At 57.2% G+C, this 15,521-nt stretch carries 15 protein-coding genes and 1 pseudogene; 10 read left to right on the forward strand and 6 right to left on the reverse strand.

Annotated elements, in window-relative coordinates; genetic code table 11:
• The first annotated feature begins 140 nt into the window (after positions 1–140).
• The gene (locus tag LOY55_RS06980; RefSeq protein WP_258667823.1) at positions 141–755 is read left to right on the forward strand and encodes an RNA polymerase sigma factor; all 615 of its coding nucleotides are present in this window, start codon (positions 141–143) and stop codon (positions 753–755) included.
• The gene (locus LOY55_RS06985) at positions 749–985 is read left to right on the forward strand and encodes an anti-sigma factor (protein WP_046033328.1); all 237 of its coding nucleotides are present in this window, start codon (positions 749–751) and stop codon (positions 983–985) included. The genes LOY55_RS06980 and LOY55_RS06985 overlap by 7 nt, the downstream gene beginning before the upstream one ends.
• Positions 986–1,119: 134 nt before the next feature.
• On the opposite strand, the gene LOY55_RS06990 is transcribed toward LOY55_RS06985, so the two are convergent.
• Complete coding sequence (locus LOY55_RS06990; RefSeq protein ID WP_046033329.1) at positions 1,120–2,451, reverse strand: putative porin; 1,332 nt, start codon at positions 2,449–2,451, stop codon at positions 1,120–1,122.
• A gap of 281 nt (positions 2,452–2,732) precedes the next feature.
• On the opposite strand from LOY55_RS06990, the gene LOY55_RS06995 reads away from it, so the two are divergent.
• Positions 2,733–3,857: a GNAT family N-acetyltransferase gene (locus tag LOY55_RS06995; RefSeq protein ID WP_223522424.1), complete on the forward strand. Its 1,125-nt coding sequence runs from the start codon at positions 2,733–2,735 to the stop codon at positions 3,855–3,857.
• 15 nt (positions 3,858–3,872) lie between these two features.
• Here the strand turns inward: LOY55_RS06995 and aqpZ are convergent, their stop codons facing one another.
• From aqpZ to LOY55_RS07020, 5 genes and pseudogenes are all read right to left on the reverse strand, one after another.
• Positions 3,873–4,571, reverse strand: coding sequence for an aquaporin Z (gene aqpZ, locus LOY55_RS07000; RefSeq protein WP_109787974.1), 699 nt, complete (start codon positions 4,569–4,571; stop codon positions 3,873–3,875).
• Between the two features lie 252 nt (positions 4,572–4,823).
• Positions 4,824–6,656: an ABC transporter ATP-binding protein gene (locus LOY55_RS07005; RefSeq protein ID WP_258667825.1), complete on the reverse strand. Its 1,833-nt coding sequence runs from the start codon at positions 6,654–6,656 to the stop codon at positions 4,824–4,826.
• Between the two features lie 93 nt (positions 6,657–6,749).
• Positions 6,750–7,307: a peptidylprolyl isomerase gene (locus LOY55_RS07010; RefSeq protein ID WP_046033333.1), complete on the reverse strand. Its 558-nt coding sequence runs from the start codon at positions 7,305–7,307 to the stop codon at positions 6,750–6,752.
• 3 nt (positions 7,308–7,310) lie between these two features.
• Positions 7,311–8,116 (reverse strand): annotated as a pseudogene (locus LOY55_RS07015) (alpha/beta fold hydrolase).
• A 14-nt stretch (positions 8,117–8,130) separates the two neighbouring features.
• Complete coding sequence (locus LOY55_RS07020) at positions 8,131–9,054, reverse strand: LysR family transcriptional regulator (protein ID WP_046033335.1); 924 nt, start codon at positions 9,052–9,054, stop codon at positions 8,131–8,133.
• Positions 9,055–9,102: 48 nt separating this feature from the next.
• Between LOY55_RS07020 and LOY55_RS07025 the strand changes: the two genes are divergently transcribed.
• The 7 genes from LOY55_RS07025 (at position 9,103) to LOY55_RS07055 (ending at position 15,495) form a co-directional block, all read left to right on the forward strand.
• On the forward strand, positions 9,103–9,432 hold the full coding sequence (locus tag LOY55_RS07025) for a hypothetical protein (protein ID WP_046033336.1): 330 nt from the start codon (positions 9,103–9,105) through the stop codon (positions 9,430–9,432).
• Between the two features lie 231 nt (positions 9,433–9,663).
• Entirely contained in the window at positions 9,664–10,263 is a 600-nt protein-coding gene (locus LOY55_RS07030) for an FMN-dependent NADH-azoreductase (protein ID WP_109787976.1), read from the forward strand.
• Positions 10,264–10,609: 346 nt separating this feature from the next.
• A complete protein-coding gene (locus tag LOY55_RS07035; RefSeq protein ID WP_258667827.1) occupies positions 10,610–11,476 on the forward strand; it encodes a carboxylate/amino acid/amine transporter in 867 nt (288 codons plus the stop codon).
• Positions 11,477–11,574: 98 nt separating this feature from the next.
• Positions 11,575–14,145 (forward strand): S-type pyocin domain-containing protein, encoded by a 2,571-nt coding sequence (locus LOY55_RS07040; protein ID WP_258667828.1) that lies wholly within the window; start codon positions 11,575–11,577, stop codon positions 14,143–14,145.
• Entirely contained in the window at positions 14,145–14,618 is a 474-nt protein-coding gene (locus LOY55_RS07045; RefSeq protein WP_223522427.1) for a DUF6392 family protein, read from the forward strand. Before LOY55_RS07040 ends, LOY55_RS07045 begins: the two co-directional genes overlap by 1 nt.
• Before the next feature lie 164 nt (positions 14,619–14,782).
• Complete coding sequence (locus LOY55_RS07050) at positions 14,783–15,223, forward strand: hypothetical protein (protein WP_258667829.1); 441 nt, start codon at positions 14,783–14,785, stop codon at positions 15,221–15,223.
• Positions 15,220–15,495, forward strand: a complete 276-nt coding sequence (locus LOY55_RS07055; RefSeq protein ID WP_223522429.1) for a bacteriocin immunity protein — start codon at positions 15,220–15,222, stop codon at positions 15,493–15,495. Before LOY55_RS07050 ends, LOY55_RS07055 begins: the two co-directional genes overlap by 4 nt.
• Positions 15,496–15,521 lie beyond the last annotated feature (26 nt).

A 15,521-nucleotide genomic window follows, 5' to 3' on the forward strand; every position in this document is an offset into this window, starting at 1 on the left:
TTGAGCGTTTTCCTTGAGTTGTGATGAAGTTTCCTACATTCGAAACCGTCAGGACGCTGTAACTTTCGGAAATGACAGCAGGACAACCTTTGGGTGACGTCCTGTTGTAGTCAAATTCGAGTTCAGAACAAGGAAACTGTTTGATGGCGGCTGATGACGCGCAATTGCTGGAACGATTGCTGGCAGGGGAGCAACGCGCTTTCAAAGAGTTGGTCAGCACCTACCAAAGCGCCATGCGCGCGGTGGCGTATGCCATTGTCGGCAGTCGGCATGCCGACGAAATAGTGCAGGATGCGTGGCTGTCGGTGGTGCGTAACCTGAGCAAGTTCGAAGGGCGTTCGAGCCTCAAGACCTGGTTGCTGACCATCACCGCCAACGCGGCCAAAGGTCGCTACAAGCAAAACCGCCGCGAGGTGCTGCTTGATGACATTCCATCCCCCCACGGCACCATCGATGACGATCGTTTCTCATCCGGCGATGGCCATTGGCTGGTGGCGCCGTTTGCCTGGCATCAGGACACCCCGGAAGCGCTACTGCTCGAAACCGAGCTGCGCACATGCCTGGACTATACGTTGCTCAGTCTGTCGGAACTGCAACGCAGCGTGTTATTACTGCGCGAGCGTCAGGGGCTCGAGCTGGAGGAGATCTGTAATCTTTTGGACATCTCGCTCTCCAATGTTCGCGTGCTGCTGCATCGGGCACGGTTGAAGGTATTTGCGACCGTGGAGCATTTTGAGGAGACAGGGGAATGTTGACCTGCAAGGAACAAGTGGCGCGCTCCAGCGATTATCTCGACGGTCAGTTGAGCTTTCGCGAGAAGTTGATGGTTCGGCATCATCTGATGTTCTGCCGTAATTGTCGGCGGTTCATTCGTCAGATGCGGCTGATGCAGGCGACGTTGCGTGCCATGCCGGAAGAAACGGTGCCAGACGTTGATGCACTGGCTGAACGTCTCGCTGCCGAGCGTCGCAAGGACAATCCGTAGCAGAGGATATTTATCGCGCGGATCAAGAAACAGGCTCGCGTGGATGAGCCGAACGGATGATGGGGATCAATCCATCCACGCCAGACTGTAAAAGCGGCCCGGGCTTCCTTGCCCGGGTCGTGTAGCGGGGTAAATCAGAACTTCGCTTCAGCATCCAGTTGCAGGGTGTTGATGTCGGAATCGGTCTTCTTGATGCTGGCGTTGGTGTAGTCGGAGTTAGCCATGAAGTACGTGGCGCCGAGGTTGAAGTTCTTGTCCAACTCGTAACTCACTTTCAGCTTGCTGCCGCGCGAACCGGTGTAGCCGTTGGCGAAGTCGGAGTCGGTGAAGGCACCCACCACAGAGTTCTGTTGGACGTCGCGGTAGTTGTAGTCCACTGCGAAGCCGTAGAACTTGGACTTGACGCCGGCCAACCAGCCAGTGTCCTGGTCGTTGCTCGCGTCTTTGTTGTTGACGTACTGACCGTACAACGAAAGCGGTACTGGCAGGTTGGTGAAGTCGAGCTGACCAAAACCTTCATACAGCTTGAACGTTTCGCCCGGGCTGTTGCCGTTGACGGCCAGTGCGCATGGCGCGGTGACGGTGCCGGTGGTCGGGCAAGCACTGTTGCTGTCGTTGTCATACGAATAGATGCTGCCGCCCAACGTCATTTTCATGCTGTCGGTGATGGCGAAGCGTGCACCCAACTGGCCGGCGTACAGACGCAGGTCATGCTTGAACTGCACGCCTTCACCGTCGACGTTGTCCTTGAGGGTGTAGTGACCGGCGCTACCGAACAACTCGGTGCTGCCGCTCAGCGGGTATTTGTAGGTCGCAGCCAGGCCTTCCGGGTTGATGTCGCTATCCCAGATGATGTCGCCCATGCTCACCCATTGCTGTGGCATCTTGCCGCCAACCAGGTGCAGGTTCTTGATCGCGTCAGGGTGGTAGTCGACGTAACCCTGGTCCAGCCAGATCGACTTCTTGTCGAAGTAGTTGTTCAGGTCCTGGTTGGTGGAACGGGCATCGTCGTTGTTGCCGGTGGCGATACGGATGCCGGTGTCGACTTGCGGGTTGATTTCGCTGTAGGCACCCAGGCGGGCACGAATGCGCTGGCGATCCTGGTCTTTGTTGTTTGGAACGCCATCGTTGTGTACGGTTTCCTCACGGAAGCGCACGTCGCCCTTGAATTGGGTCTTGGCAGCCCACGCCAGTTTCTGGTCGAAGGTGCTCAGTTCAGTGGTTTTCTTCGCGGTTGCTGCGATCTGCTCGTTGGTCTCTTGCTGAGCCTGACGGGCGATTTGCTGATCTTTCTGATCCCGGGCCAGTTCAGCTTGCAGTTCACTGTACTGCGCAGTGGTAATCGAGCCGTTAGCCTTGAGCATGTCGAGCAGTTTGGCGTCGACTGCGGCGCTGGCGGAAACGCTCATGGCCAGCAACAGCCCGCCACACAGGGCCGCCGCAGTTTTCGTGGAAGCAAGACGCATATCAATCTCCGAAGATGAGAGTGGATGACTGAGCCATCCAGGGCACAACCGACCATTGATGGACGGAAAACAGTGGCCGGGTATAACCCGGCGCTATAAAAACAGGCGCCAGTATCGCGATGGTTTATGACAAAGCAGTGGCGAAGTGATGGCGTCTAGATGACGATAAAAAGGCTGTTTGAACTTTTTCTTCGGACGTTTGTCGGCGAAACGCGTGTGTGCAACCGGTGGCGATAAGCGATACTCGCGAGGCTTTCACGCAAGAAGTGGAGAGGAAGTTGATGCCGCTGCAACGTTTGGAAAATCTGTCTGAAATCGCCCCCCAGGCCTGGGACACCCTGGTGCCTGAGAATCAGCCATTTCTGCGCCACGCCTTTCTCAGTGCGCTGGAAGACAGCGGCAGCCTTGGGCCGCATTCCGGCTGGCAGCCCGAGCATTTGTTGCACATGGAAGGTGATCGGCTGATCGCCGCGCTGCCCAGTTACCGCAAGTGGCATTCTTACGGCGAGTACGTGTTCGATCACGCTTGGGCCGATGCCTGTGAGCGAGCCGGCATCGACTATTACCCCAAATTATTGACCGCCGTGCCCTTCAGCCCGGTCAGCGGGCCACGGCTGCTGGCGGCCAGCGTCGAGGACGGTTTCGAGTTACTCAAGAGCTTGCCGGGGTATCTGGAGATTGAAGAGCTCTCCAGCGCGCACATCAATTTCACCGATTCGTTTACGGACGCGGCACTGGCCGAACAACCCGGTTGGTTGCAGCGAATAGGCTGTCAGTACCACTGGCAAAATCGCGGCTATCGGGACTTTCAGGACTTCCTCGACGTCCTGAGTTCACGCAAGCGCAAGCAGATGCGCAAAGAACGTGAACAGGTAGCGGGGCAGGGGATTGAGTTCGAATGGCTTGAGGGGCGGCAACTGGATCAGGCGCAGTGGGATTTCGTCTACGCCTGCTATGCCAATACCTATGCGGTACGTCGACAAAGGCCTTACTTGACGCGCGAATTCTTCAGCCTGCTGGCCGAGCGCATGCCGGAATCGATTCGGGTGGTGTTGGCCAAACAGGGCTCAAGACCGGTGGCCATGGCGTTCAGTCTGGTGGGTGGCGACAGTTTTTACGGTCGTTACTGGGGTTGTCTGGCCGAGTTTGATCGACTGCATTTCGAGACTTGTTTCTATCAAGGTATGGATTATGCGATTGCCAACGGCTTTCAGCGTTTTGACGCGGGTGCCCAAGGCGAGCACAAACTGATTCGCGGGTTTGAACCGGTGATCACGCATTCCTGGCATTACTTGCGCCATCCCGGCCTGAAAGCAGCGGTCAAAGACTTCCTGCAGCAAGAACGCGTTGGGGTGTTGGCGTATGCCGAGGAGGCGAGGACCGCCTTGCCTTATCGGCAAGACTGATCCTCGTCCCAGGTCTTAAGTGTCTTCCTTGCCCAGCCACCGATAGAGCACGCCGCCGACTATCGCGCCCAGCAGTGGCGCCACCCAGAACATCCACAGTTGTTGAATCGCCCAGCCGCCGACGATCAGTGCCGGGCCGGTACTGCGCGCCGGGTTGACCGAGGTGTTGGTGACCGGAATCGAGATCAGGTGGATGAGGGTCAGCCCCAGGCCGATGGCAATAGGGGCCAGTCCAGCCGGAGCGCGTTTGTCGGTGGCGCCGAGGATGATCAGGATGAACATCGCCGTCATCACCAGTTCACAGACAAAACCTGCCGCCATGGCATAGCCGCCAGGGGAATGTTCACCATAACCGTTGGATGCCAGGCCACCGGCCAGGTCGAAACCGGGTTTGCCGCTGGCAATGAAGTACAGTAATGCGGCTGCAATTATCCCGCCGATGACCTGCGCAATGATGTACGCCGGCAGCTCCTTGGCGGGAAAGCGTCCACCGACTACCAACCCCAATGACACGGCCGGGTTAAGGTGACAACCGGAGATATGGCCAATAGCGAACGCCATGGTCAGCACCGTCAACCCAAACGCCAGGGACACCCCCAGCAAACCGATCCCCACCTCCGGGAAAGCGGCGGCCAGCACCGCACTGCCACACCCCCCCAGCACCAGCCAGAACGTACCAACCAACTCTGTCGCTGATCGTTTGAATAGAGACATAGAGCGTGCCCTTTCGAGGTTTTACTGTCTATCGCATCCAGCAGATGGACTGCAGAACCATCACCAGAACCTTGGCTGAGTACAGCAGGGTTTCAAGAGAATTCCAGCAGGTAGCCGAGGGCCGATCGTTCCCACGCTCTGCGTGGGAATGCTTCAAGGGACGCTCTGCGTCCAGTGACGCGGAGCGTCACCGGCTGCATTCCCACGCAGAGCGAGGGAACGATCAGACAGGATCTGTGGTGAGAACAAGACTCAATCGATGCCGACAAAGCCTCCGGTCTGGTGCTGCCACAACCGTGCATACAACCCGCCATGGGCCAGCAGTTCGGCGTGGGTGCCGGTTTCGGCAATCTTGCCGTTTTCCAGAACCACCAGCCGGTCCATCCGGGCGATGGTCGAAAGTCGGTGAGCGATGGCAATCACGGTTTTGCCCTGCATCAGGGTTTCCAGGCTTTCCTGGATCGCTGCTTCCACCTCCGAATCCAGTGCCGACGTGGCCTCGTCCATGATCAGGATCGGCGCATCCTTGAGCAGCACGCGAGCAATCGCAATACGCTGGCGCTGCCCCCCGGAGAGTTTCACCCCGCGTTCACCGACATGCGCATCGAAGCCGGTGCGGCCTTCGGCATCGGACAGCAAGGGGATGAACTCGTCGGCGCGGGCCTTGTGGACCGCGTCCCAGAGCTCTGCGTCGGTGGCGTCGGGTTTGCCGTACAGCAAGTTGTCACGGATCGAACGGTGCAACAGCGACGTGTCCTGGGTGATCATGCCGATACGCTCGCGCAGGCTTTCCTGGCCGACATCGGCAATGTTCTGGCCATCGATAAGGATTCGCCCTCCCTCCACGTCATACAGACGCAGCAGCAGGTTGACCAAGGTCGATTTCCCGGCACCGGAGGGCCCGATCAGGCCGATCTTTTCACCGGCCTTGATGCTCAGGTTGAGGTCGCCGATGATCCCGCTCTTCTTGCCGTAGTGGAAATCCACGTGCTCGAAACGCACTTCGCCACGGGCGACGGCCAGCGGTTTGGCCTCATCCCGATCGGTCACGCTGACCGGTTGCGAGATGGTCTGCAAACCGTCCTGGACCATGCCGATGTTTTCGAAGATGCCCGTGACCACCCACATGATCCAGCCGGACATGTTGACGATGCGGATCACCAGGCCAGTGGCCAGGGCAATCGCGCCCACGGAGATCAGCGACTGCGTCCACAGCCACAGCGCCAGGCCGGTGGTGGTGACGATCAGCAAGCCGTTCATGCTGGTGATGACCACGTCCATGCTGGTGACCACGCGACCGGCCAGTTGGGCCTTCACCGTCTGTTCTTCGATGGCTTCCTTGGCGTACTGCTGTTCGAAGTTGGTGTGGGCGAACAGTTTCAGCGTGGTGATGTTGGTGTAGCCATCGACGATCCGCCCCATGAGTTTGGAGCGCGCATCGGAAGACACCACCGAACGCTCCTTGACCCGTGGCACGAAGTAATAGAGCGCCCCCATGTACGCGGCGATCCAGCTCAGCAACGGGATCATCAAGCGCCAGTCGGCTTCGGCAAACAACACCAGTGAACTGATCGCATAGATCAGCACGTGCCAGAGCGCATCCACCGCTTGCACGGCCGAATCGCGCAGCGAGTTGCCGGTCTGCATGATGCGCTGGGCGATGCGCCCGGCGAAGTCGTTCTGGAAGAAATTGAGGCTCTGTTTGAGCACGTAACTGTGGTTCTGCCAGCGGATCATGCTGGTCATGCTGGGGCTCAGGGTCTGGTGCACCAGCAAGTCATGCAGGCCAACGAACACCGGGCGCAGGATCAGCGCCACCACGGCCATCCAGGCCAGTTCAATGCCGTGTTCCTTGAAGAAGTCGGCACCGGGCGTGCCTTGGGCGAGGTCGATGATGCGGCTCAGGTAGCTGAACAGCGCCACTTCGATCAGTGCGCCGAACAGGCCGACGATCAGCAGGGCGGCGAAGCTTGGCCAGACCTGCTTGAGGTAGTAGGTATAAAAAGGGAGAACGCGATCCGGCGGAGCGGCCGTCGGGGCGTCGCGAAACACGTCGATCAGTTGTTCAAAACGGCGATAAAGCATCAGTTTCTCGCCCGTAAACGGGCTCTCCTTTAAACGGTTTGAGCGTTGCCGGCAAAACCGGCAACGGCTCTGACATCCCTGTCCAGCTTAGTCTCAGTCGATGCGCTTGGCCGACTTGATGAGGACCGGGTCGGCCGGCACGTCTTTCATGCCACCACGTACAGTGGTCGGCGAGTTGACGATGATGTCGACCACGTCCATGCCTTTGACCACTTTGCCGAACACGGCGTAGCCATCGCCCTGATCAAGGAAATCGTTGTCCTTGACGTTGATGAAGAACTGGCTGGTGGCCGAATCAGGCGCCGAGGTGCGTGCCATGGACAAGGTGCCACGAACGTTGACCAGACCGTTCTTGTGTTCGTTCTTGATCGCGTCCTTGGTTTCTTTTTGTTGCATTTGTTGGGTGAACCCGCCGCCCTGGACCATGAATCCAGGAATCACACGGTGGAAAATCGTGTTGTTGTAGAAGCCGCTGTCGACGTAATCAAGAAAGTTCTTGGTACTGATCGGCGCCTTGACCGGGTCCAGTTCGATTTCAATCTGGCCGTTGGTGGTTTCCAGCAGAACGTGCGGCGCCTTGGCAGGCGTCGCAGCCATCAGGTTGGCAGCAAACAGCACGGAGCCGGCGACGAGGGCGATTTTTTTCAGCATGGGTCAGTGATCCTGAGTGGGGTGGTGTCGACTGCGGTGAGAAACTCGAGCAGTGTGTGGTTGAAGTGTTCGGGCTGGTCCAGCGGGGTGGCGTGGCGCGAATCGGCGATCACCACCAGCCGCGCATCGGGCAGCAGTTTTACATAGGTTTCCTTCAGTGCAACCGGGGTGTAATCACGGTCGGCACTGACGATGAGGGTTGGACAGGAGACCCTCGAAAGTCGTTCCTGGACTCCCCAGCCAACAATGGCATCGAAGCTGGCGAGATAAGCATGTTTGTCGTTTTTTGCCCAGCGCGCGGCCATTTTTTGTCGCAGGTCCGCCTGTTCCGGTTTCGGAAACAGCTTGTCGCCGAGGGCTTTGCCGATGGTACCCAAACTGAGGACGCGCATCAGGCTCCAGCGTTTGAACCACTGCCAATAATCGTCGCGACTGCGTAATTTGACCTGTGGCGCACTATTCACGATGGTCAGGCTCTTGAGTAATTGCGGTTGATCCACGGCCAGTTGAAAACCGATCATGCCGCCCATCGACAGCCCCACGTAGTGCACCGGGCCGAGGTTCAAATGTTCGATCAGCGCGATCAGGTCAGCGCTGAAACCGGCAATACTGTAGCGCTCGCGGGGCTTGTCGGAGCGACCGTGGCCACGCACATCAGGGACGATCACCCGGTAGCGCGCAGACAGTGCAGGGATCTGCATTTCCCAGTCCAGCGTGCTGGAACCCAGGCCGTGGACCAGCAGCAACGGCGTGCCATGGCCATATTCCTCGTAGTGCAGGTTGCAACCTTCATGTTCGAAATAGGCCATGCAGATACTCCTTATCAGGCTTGTTCAGGGGCGGCGAAAGGCGCGTCCAGCGGTGCGGTGTCGAAGGTGCGCAGCAGTTCAATGAGAATCTGCGTCGCCGGCCCCAAGGGTTTGTCCTTGTTCGAATACAGGTAAAAACTCGGGTTGCGGCTGCCGCCCTGATCCAACGGTAGCAGCTTGAGCGTGCCTTCCTTGAGTTCTCGTTCGATCATGTGCCGGGGCAGCCAGGCGAACCCCAGGCCGCTGCTGACAAACGTCGCGGCGGTGGCCAGGCTGCCGACGGTCCAGCGCTGTTCGGCTCCAAGCCAGCCGACGTCGCGCGGTTGTTGCCGACCGGAGTCGCGGATCACCACTTGCATCTGGCTTTCCAGGTCCTGGAAATTCAACTCACGGTTGAGGCGGTGCAGCGCATGTTCGGGATGGGCCACTGCGACGAATTCTACGTCGCTCAACTCCGCTCCCAGATAACCCGGGATGCTCAATCCCGTGATCGCCAGGTCGGCCACACCTTCGAGCAAAACTTCCTCCACGCCCGAAAGCACCTCTTCACGCAGGCGAACCCGGCAGCCGCGGCTTTGCGGCATGAACGCGGTCAAGGCGCGGACGAGGCGGGCGCTTGGGTATGCCGCGTCGACTACCAGTCGCACTTCGGCTTCCCAGCCTTGCTCCATATGATGGGCCAGGTCTTCGAGCTGACTGGCCTGTTTCACCAGTTGCCGGGAGCGACGCAGCAACACGCCGCCGGCTTCGGTCAGCACCGCTTTGCGACCGTCAATGCGCAACAGCGGCACGCCGAGCTGGTCTTGCATGCGGGCCACGGTGTAGCTCACCGATGATTGCGAGCGGTGCAGCGCTTCGGCGGCCTGGGCGAAACCACCGTGGTCGACCACGGCTTGCAATGTTCGCCATTGATCAAGGGTCACGCGGGGCGCTTTCATGAATGGCTCCTCTTGTCCTAAGCTGGCAGCCCTTTTGGAGACTGCTGAATGAAAAAGCTTTGCTGTGTGGTATCGGGTTGTGTGCTGCTGGCGATGCTGCCGCTGACGGCGTTTGCTTATCCGATCGATGTGCAGAAAAAACTCAACGGCTTGAAGATCGATTACGAGACCTTCGATACGGATAACGACATCGGCTCCATCCGGGTGGCTAACTACGGCGACGTCGATGCTACCTGCAAGGCGGTTTTCAGCAATGGTCCGGAAGCGCCGCGTACGCGCACGATCGATGTGCCTGCCGGCAAACATAAAAACGCCACCGCGAAGTTCACCCGCAGCATTATCAAGCTGCGTATCGAGCTGACCTGCACCCCGAAATGACTGCAATCTCTTGTAGGAGCTGAGCTTGCTCGCGATAGCGGTGTGTCATTTAATTTGATGTCGGCTGACACACCGCTATCGCGAGCAAGCTCAGCTCCTACAAAGGCATGCTCAGCTTATAAACGAATTAATTGATGGGTTATAGCAGTTATTTGCGCTTTTTCATCGATTTGACTCTGTTTAATCTTCACTCCATCGACTTACAGCATTCTCAGATGGAGCCTACAACCTATGTCACGCGTTCTGATCATCGAAAGCAGCGCCCGCCAGCAAGACTCGGTTTCCCGTCAGCTGACCCAGACCTTCATCAGCCAGTGGAAAGTCGCCCATCCGGCTGACCAGATCACTGTTCGTGACCTGGCCGTCAACCCGGTGCCGCACCTGGACATCAATCTGTTGGGCGGCTGGATGAAACCGGCCGAGCAACGTAGCGACATCGAACAGGCATCACTGGAACGCTCCAACGAGCTGACCGATGAACTGCTGGCCGCCGATGTGCTGGTCATGGCCGCACCGATGTACAACTTCGCTATTCCCAGCACGCTCAAAGCCTGGCTCGACCATGTGTTGCGTGCCGGCGTGACCTTCAAATACACCGAGACCGGCCCGCAAGGTCTGCTCAGCGGCAAGCGTGCCTACGTGCTGACCGCTCGCGGCGGGATCTACGCAGGCAGCACATCGGATCACCAGGAACCGTACCTGCGTCAGGTCATGGGCTTCATCGGCATCCACGACGTGACCTTTATTCACGCCGAAGGCATGAACCTGGGCGGCGACTTCCAGGAGAAGGGCTTGAACCAGGCCAACGCCAAGCTTTCTCAGGTCGCCTGATCCTTTAATCGCCAGATAATCACTGGATGGTCTAGTGACCTGGCGCAACCCCTTCACGGCTTTACGCGCATCGAACCTCCCTTTGCACTTTTTGCTCCTGAGTGCTGTCGCCCGATTGAACGCTTTAGCGAGATCGGGCTTTTTTTTGCCTGCGATTTGATGGGCACACACATAACCCTGTAGGAGCTGAGCTTGCTCGCGATAGCGGTGTACCCGCCGATATCCATGTTGAATGTGGCCCCCTCATCGCGAGCAAGCTCAGCTCCTACAGGGCTGTGTGTCGTCTGACGATTCGCTGTGACGGGTAAAACCCGCTATCGTCGCCGCCATTCGAAATGAGGCGAGCATGGGCTATCTACTTTTTGTCACGCTGATCCAGGCGTTTTCCTTCAGTTTGATCGGCGAATACCTGGCCGGTCACGTCGACAGTTATTTCGCGGTACTGGTGCGCGTAGTGCTGGCGGGACTGGTGTTCATTCCGTTGACGCGCTGGCGTTCGGTGGAGCCTGCGTTCATGCGCGGCATGCTGTTGATCGGCGCGTTGCAGTTCGGCGTGACATACGTGTGCCTGTACCTGAGCTTCCGGGTACTGACGGTGCCGGAAGTGTTGCTGTTCACCATCCTCACGCCATTGCACGTGACCTTGATCGAAGACGCGCTGAACCGGCGTTTCAATCCGTGGGCGTTGATTGCCGCAGTGGTGGCGGTGATGGGCGCAGCGGTGATTCGCTACGACCGGATCAACCCGGATTTCTTCATGGGGTTCTTGCTGCTGCAACTGGCCAACTTCACCTACGCTGCCGGCCAGGTGCTTTACAAACATCTGGTGGCCCGCCATCCGAGCGATCTGCCGCATTACCGGCGATTCGGTTACTTCTATCTGGGGGCATTGGCGGTGGCATTGCCCGCATTCCTGCTGTTTGGCAAACAAAACTTCCTGCCCGAAGCGCCGCTGCAATGGGGCGTGCTGGTGTTCCTCGGCCTGGTCTCGACGGCGCTGGGTTTGTATTGGTGGAACAAGGGCGCCTGTCTGGTGAATGGCGGGACGCTGGCGGTGATGAACAATCTGCACGTGCCGGTGGGGTTGTTGATCAATCTGCTGATCTGGAATCAGCATGAGGAGTTGGGACGGTTGCTTCTCGGTGGGTCGGTGATTTTGATGGCGGTGTGGGGCAGCCGGTTGGGGATTCGCAAACCGCTAGTCATCCGCTGAATCGCCAATCAGCCATTATTTTTCATTGCGATAACTATGTACCGCACCTGACAAACGCTTAATCGACACGCTGTGCCCTACAGACAAGGAGTGACTGTATGGCACAAAACACATTCAACGATGGATCGTCAGGTAGCGTCGTCATCAGATCCGGTCCGCCGGCTTCAAGTGGCGGCTCGGGTGGTGGTATTGGCGGCGGCGGAGTCTCCGGCGGATTCGGTAAAACCAGCAAGAAAAAGCAAAAGGCCCGGGCACGGGTCAAAGCGGCGCATTTGCAAAAACAGCAGCAAGAGCGAGCGCTGGCTGCGGCCAAGGCACAAGCCGAAGTAACCCAGGCTGAGGCTGCCGCAGCACAAACTCAGGAACAGACACGTCATCAGGCCCTTTTGCAGTTCCTGGCAGGGCTTACTCAGCGACATGACGCTATCAGAGCCGAGGCAGACAGCCGTTTCGCCGAGCGAGCAAGACAGCTCGCACCGTTGCTGGAGCAGGAAATTCTCGCTTCGCGCAAGCCGCCGAACAGCGATGACAGCGAGCGCTATCAGCTTTACCTGATTACCAAAGAAAAGAACGAAATTGACGGACTGATTGCTCGCAAGTCCGCAGAGCTCGATTCAAAGAACTCAACGGCCCGATCCTTCGATGGCCTCGATCCGCTGACTCGCACTTCCAACGATTACCTGACGCGGCTGGGCCAGTTCGGCCAAGCGCTCAATGAAGGTCATCAGATTTGGGAGAACGCCTATAACGCTGCCCATGAAGCGCGAGTACTGGCGGCGCAAATCAATGCTCTCAGAGAAAAAACGGCCGCATTGGCACGACATCATGCCGAGCAAACCGTGTCCTGGCGTCAGCGGGAGGCCGCTTGGGAGGCGCAGCGCCAATACGTCCAACAGCGTGAGGCACGGGTTCGTTTCAAGCAGCAGTCTGATGAAGATTCACGCGTAAGCCGAATCCGCCAGGCCAATACGTTGACCGTTCCGATGTCATCGATGACGGTGAACGGTGCCATTTTTACGCGTGAAGGCGCCATCGGCTCACCAACAGCGCAAGCCGTGATCGAGGCTTCTATCCGGTCTGCGGTCTTGACGCTGGCACGACTTGCCCCGCAGCACGCCAAGTTATTTGCTGCGGCAATGGTGTACTCGCCCACCCTGGGCAACGGTGAATTGACCGCCGAACAGCGTCAGCGAATGCTTCAGTCGATTGCTGTTCCAGTCGGGACACTGGGCCTTGATGACAGCCGGACGCTGCAATCAATTGCCGATGCTGGTGGCTCGGTGGAGATGTCCTATCGGCTGAAAATTGAGGCTGTAGCGCAAGGCACGGCGATCCTTGCAGTCTCTACCGGTGATGATTTGGGCGCGAAGGTGCCGGTGATCAACGCTGTACTGGATCCATTGACGGGGAACTACACCGCAGAAGTCCCAGGTTCACCGCCCCGGCGACTGCAGATCACTCCCGACACAACCGTTCAGGCAGGCGCTGCGAGTCATGCCGGTATAGCGGTGCTATCGCCCATAACTCAGGACGTACCGACAGGCGCCGACCTGCGCATTCAGGACTGCATCATCTGCTTGCCGGGTTCGGCGTCGATGTACTTGTCCTTCAATCTGCCTCCGCCGGGCACAGGCATTGTCACCGGCAATGGCCAGCCCGCCACGGCGGACTGGTGGAAGACTGCCAGTCGCAACGCGGGTGCAGCTATCCCAAGCCAGATCGGCGACCAGATGCGTGGACGCGAAATCCATTCGTTCGACGCGTTTCATGACGTGCTGTGGCGGGTATTGGGCGAGCAACCTGCACTTACCAGTCAATTTGATGAGGTCAACAAAAGGCGGGTAGAGCAAGGCTTCGCACCCTATGCGCCGAAAAGCACCTGGGTCGGAGAGCGCCGGGAGTTTGAACTGCGCTTTCAGGAGTCCGCGGCGCTCGGTGAAAATCCGTTCAACCTCGACCGAATCAGCGTCAATACGCCACAAAGCGTGCATGGCCGCCGCGGGATTGTTCCGGCCATTCAACCTTGGCCGGTGCCTCCGGTCGGTATCGGCACCTGGACGCCGCTGCAACCACCGGGCGTCGAACACCTCGGGTCGACACAAACGCCCATCACAACGCCAGTTCCAGCGGTGTACCCCGGTGCGCCTGTCGTCCCCGTCCTACCGGCAAACGAGACGTTTCCGGCTGTTGACGAAGGGCAGATTGGTGCGAGTATTCCCGGGTTCCCGGCGGATATGGAGTTGCCTTCGCCGGATCTGGTGTTCGTCGGGCCACCGGTAGAGCCGCTGGAGGTAGGGCCGTATAACGAGCTCAGCGGCAGGAGCAGGGGGGATGGGTTGGATATTGACCACATTCCTTCGCGTAGGGCGTTAGAGGCTTACATACTCAAGAATTTTGAAGGTTTGGAGGACGCTCAAATAGAAGGCTTCATACGCAAAGCTCCAAGCGTCGCCATACCGTCTCATGTCCATCAAAAATTTAGCGAAACGTACGGTGGGAGAAACAACGCTACTCGTAAATTGAATGACGCTTCGAATCTAGAAGTTGCCGTAAATAGAAACTTTGATGCGCTGAAGCCTGGCTTGATAGAGTCTGGATTCACTGAGGATGATATAGCCAAGGCACGATCGTTATTGCATAAACTTCATAAAGAACAGGGGTGGTACTGATGATAAAGGCGGAGCTTGACAGACTGATAAAAAGCCTCGGCGAAAAATACCCAGTTTTGAAGCAGGCTGGGGTTATACCCGGCCCGCTCACCGAACTTTATCCAGGGCGCGATCTTTTGAGTTTTAAGTTTGAGGGCGGATTGAGTTTGAATTTTTGGCGTGAAACACTAAGGTTTGAAATTTTTTTCGTGACGTTAAGAAAAACTATGCCGTCAACGACTGAGTATAGAGGGGAGTTGCCAGATCCTTATTTTTCTTTAATGACTCAGTCTGATGTTCGCGCGATTTTTGGAACCCCAGTGGAGTCAATGGGGCCAATAAAGATGCCTCAGCCAATGGGCCAAACGGGTGGGTGGGACGCCTACCCGCTTGATCAAGATATTTATCCTGGTAAAAAAGTAATGTTTCAATATGCCGCCGATATGCAAGTTAATACGCTGGTCTTTACACTGATTGATAAAGAGCGAGAGTAACTAGTTGGAGTGCAAAACTACCAGCTGCTTCTAGCTGGTAGCTGTCCTCGGCTTTATAGCTCTGTTTCCACAGTTTGTTCGTCCTCGTCCTACCGGAAAACGAGACGTTTCCGGCTGTTGACGAAGGGCAGATTGGTGCGAGGATTCCTGGGTTCCCGGCGGATATGGAGTTGCCTTCGCCGGATGTGTTGTTTCTGGATCGGCGGGATGATCCTGGGATTGCGACGGGTACCGGGCGGGACGTGACGGGGATCTGGTTGGGTGAGGATGCACGTACGGACGGGGCGCCGATTCCGAGGCAGATTGCCGACAAGCTACGAGGAAGAGAGTTTGCCAATTTTCATCGGTTTAGAGAGGCGTTCTGGAGGGCGGTGGCCGAGAATAAAAATTTGAGGAAGCAATTTAATGTCACCAACTTGAGATTCATGAGCAAGGGCACAGCCCCGTTTCCATCAAAGGATGACCACTATGGAGGTAGGCAGAAGTTTGAGTTACATCATCATGTTGAGGTCGCAAAAGGAGGTGCAGTTTTTGATATGGAAAACATTCTGGTGATGACCCCGCGGCGACATATTCGCTTGCATCAAAGAGGTAATCAGCAATGAAAAATACAACTCGTCTTGAAGACTACACAGAGTCTGAATTTCTCTCCTTTCTTCGAGAGATTTTTGAAGGAGGGGAAGATTTATCATCGGATGATTTTGATAAATATATGTTGGCGCGAGTGGAACATTTTGAGCTGGTAACAGAGCATCCAAGTGGCTCAGACGTCATCTTCTATCCCAAAGAAGGGCAGGAAGACAGCCCCGAAGGAATTTTGAAAGAAGTCAAAGAATGGCGTGCGCGTAACAACAAGCCAGGTTTCAAATCGGAATAAACGCATTCGAATAGATGGCTAACCAA

It is taken from the genome of Pseudomonas sp. B21-040 (assembly GCF_024748695.1).
Taxonomy (GTDB): Bacteria; Pseudomonadota; Gammaproteobacteria; order Pseudomonadales; family Pseudomonadaceae; genus Aquipseudomonas.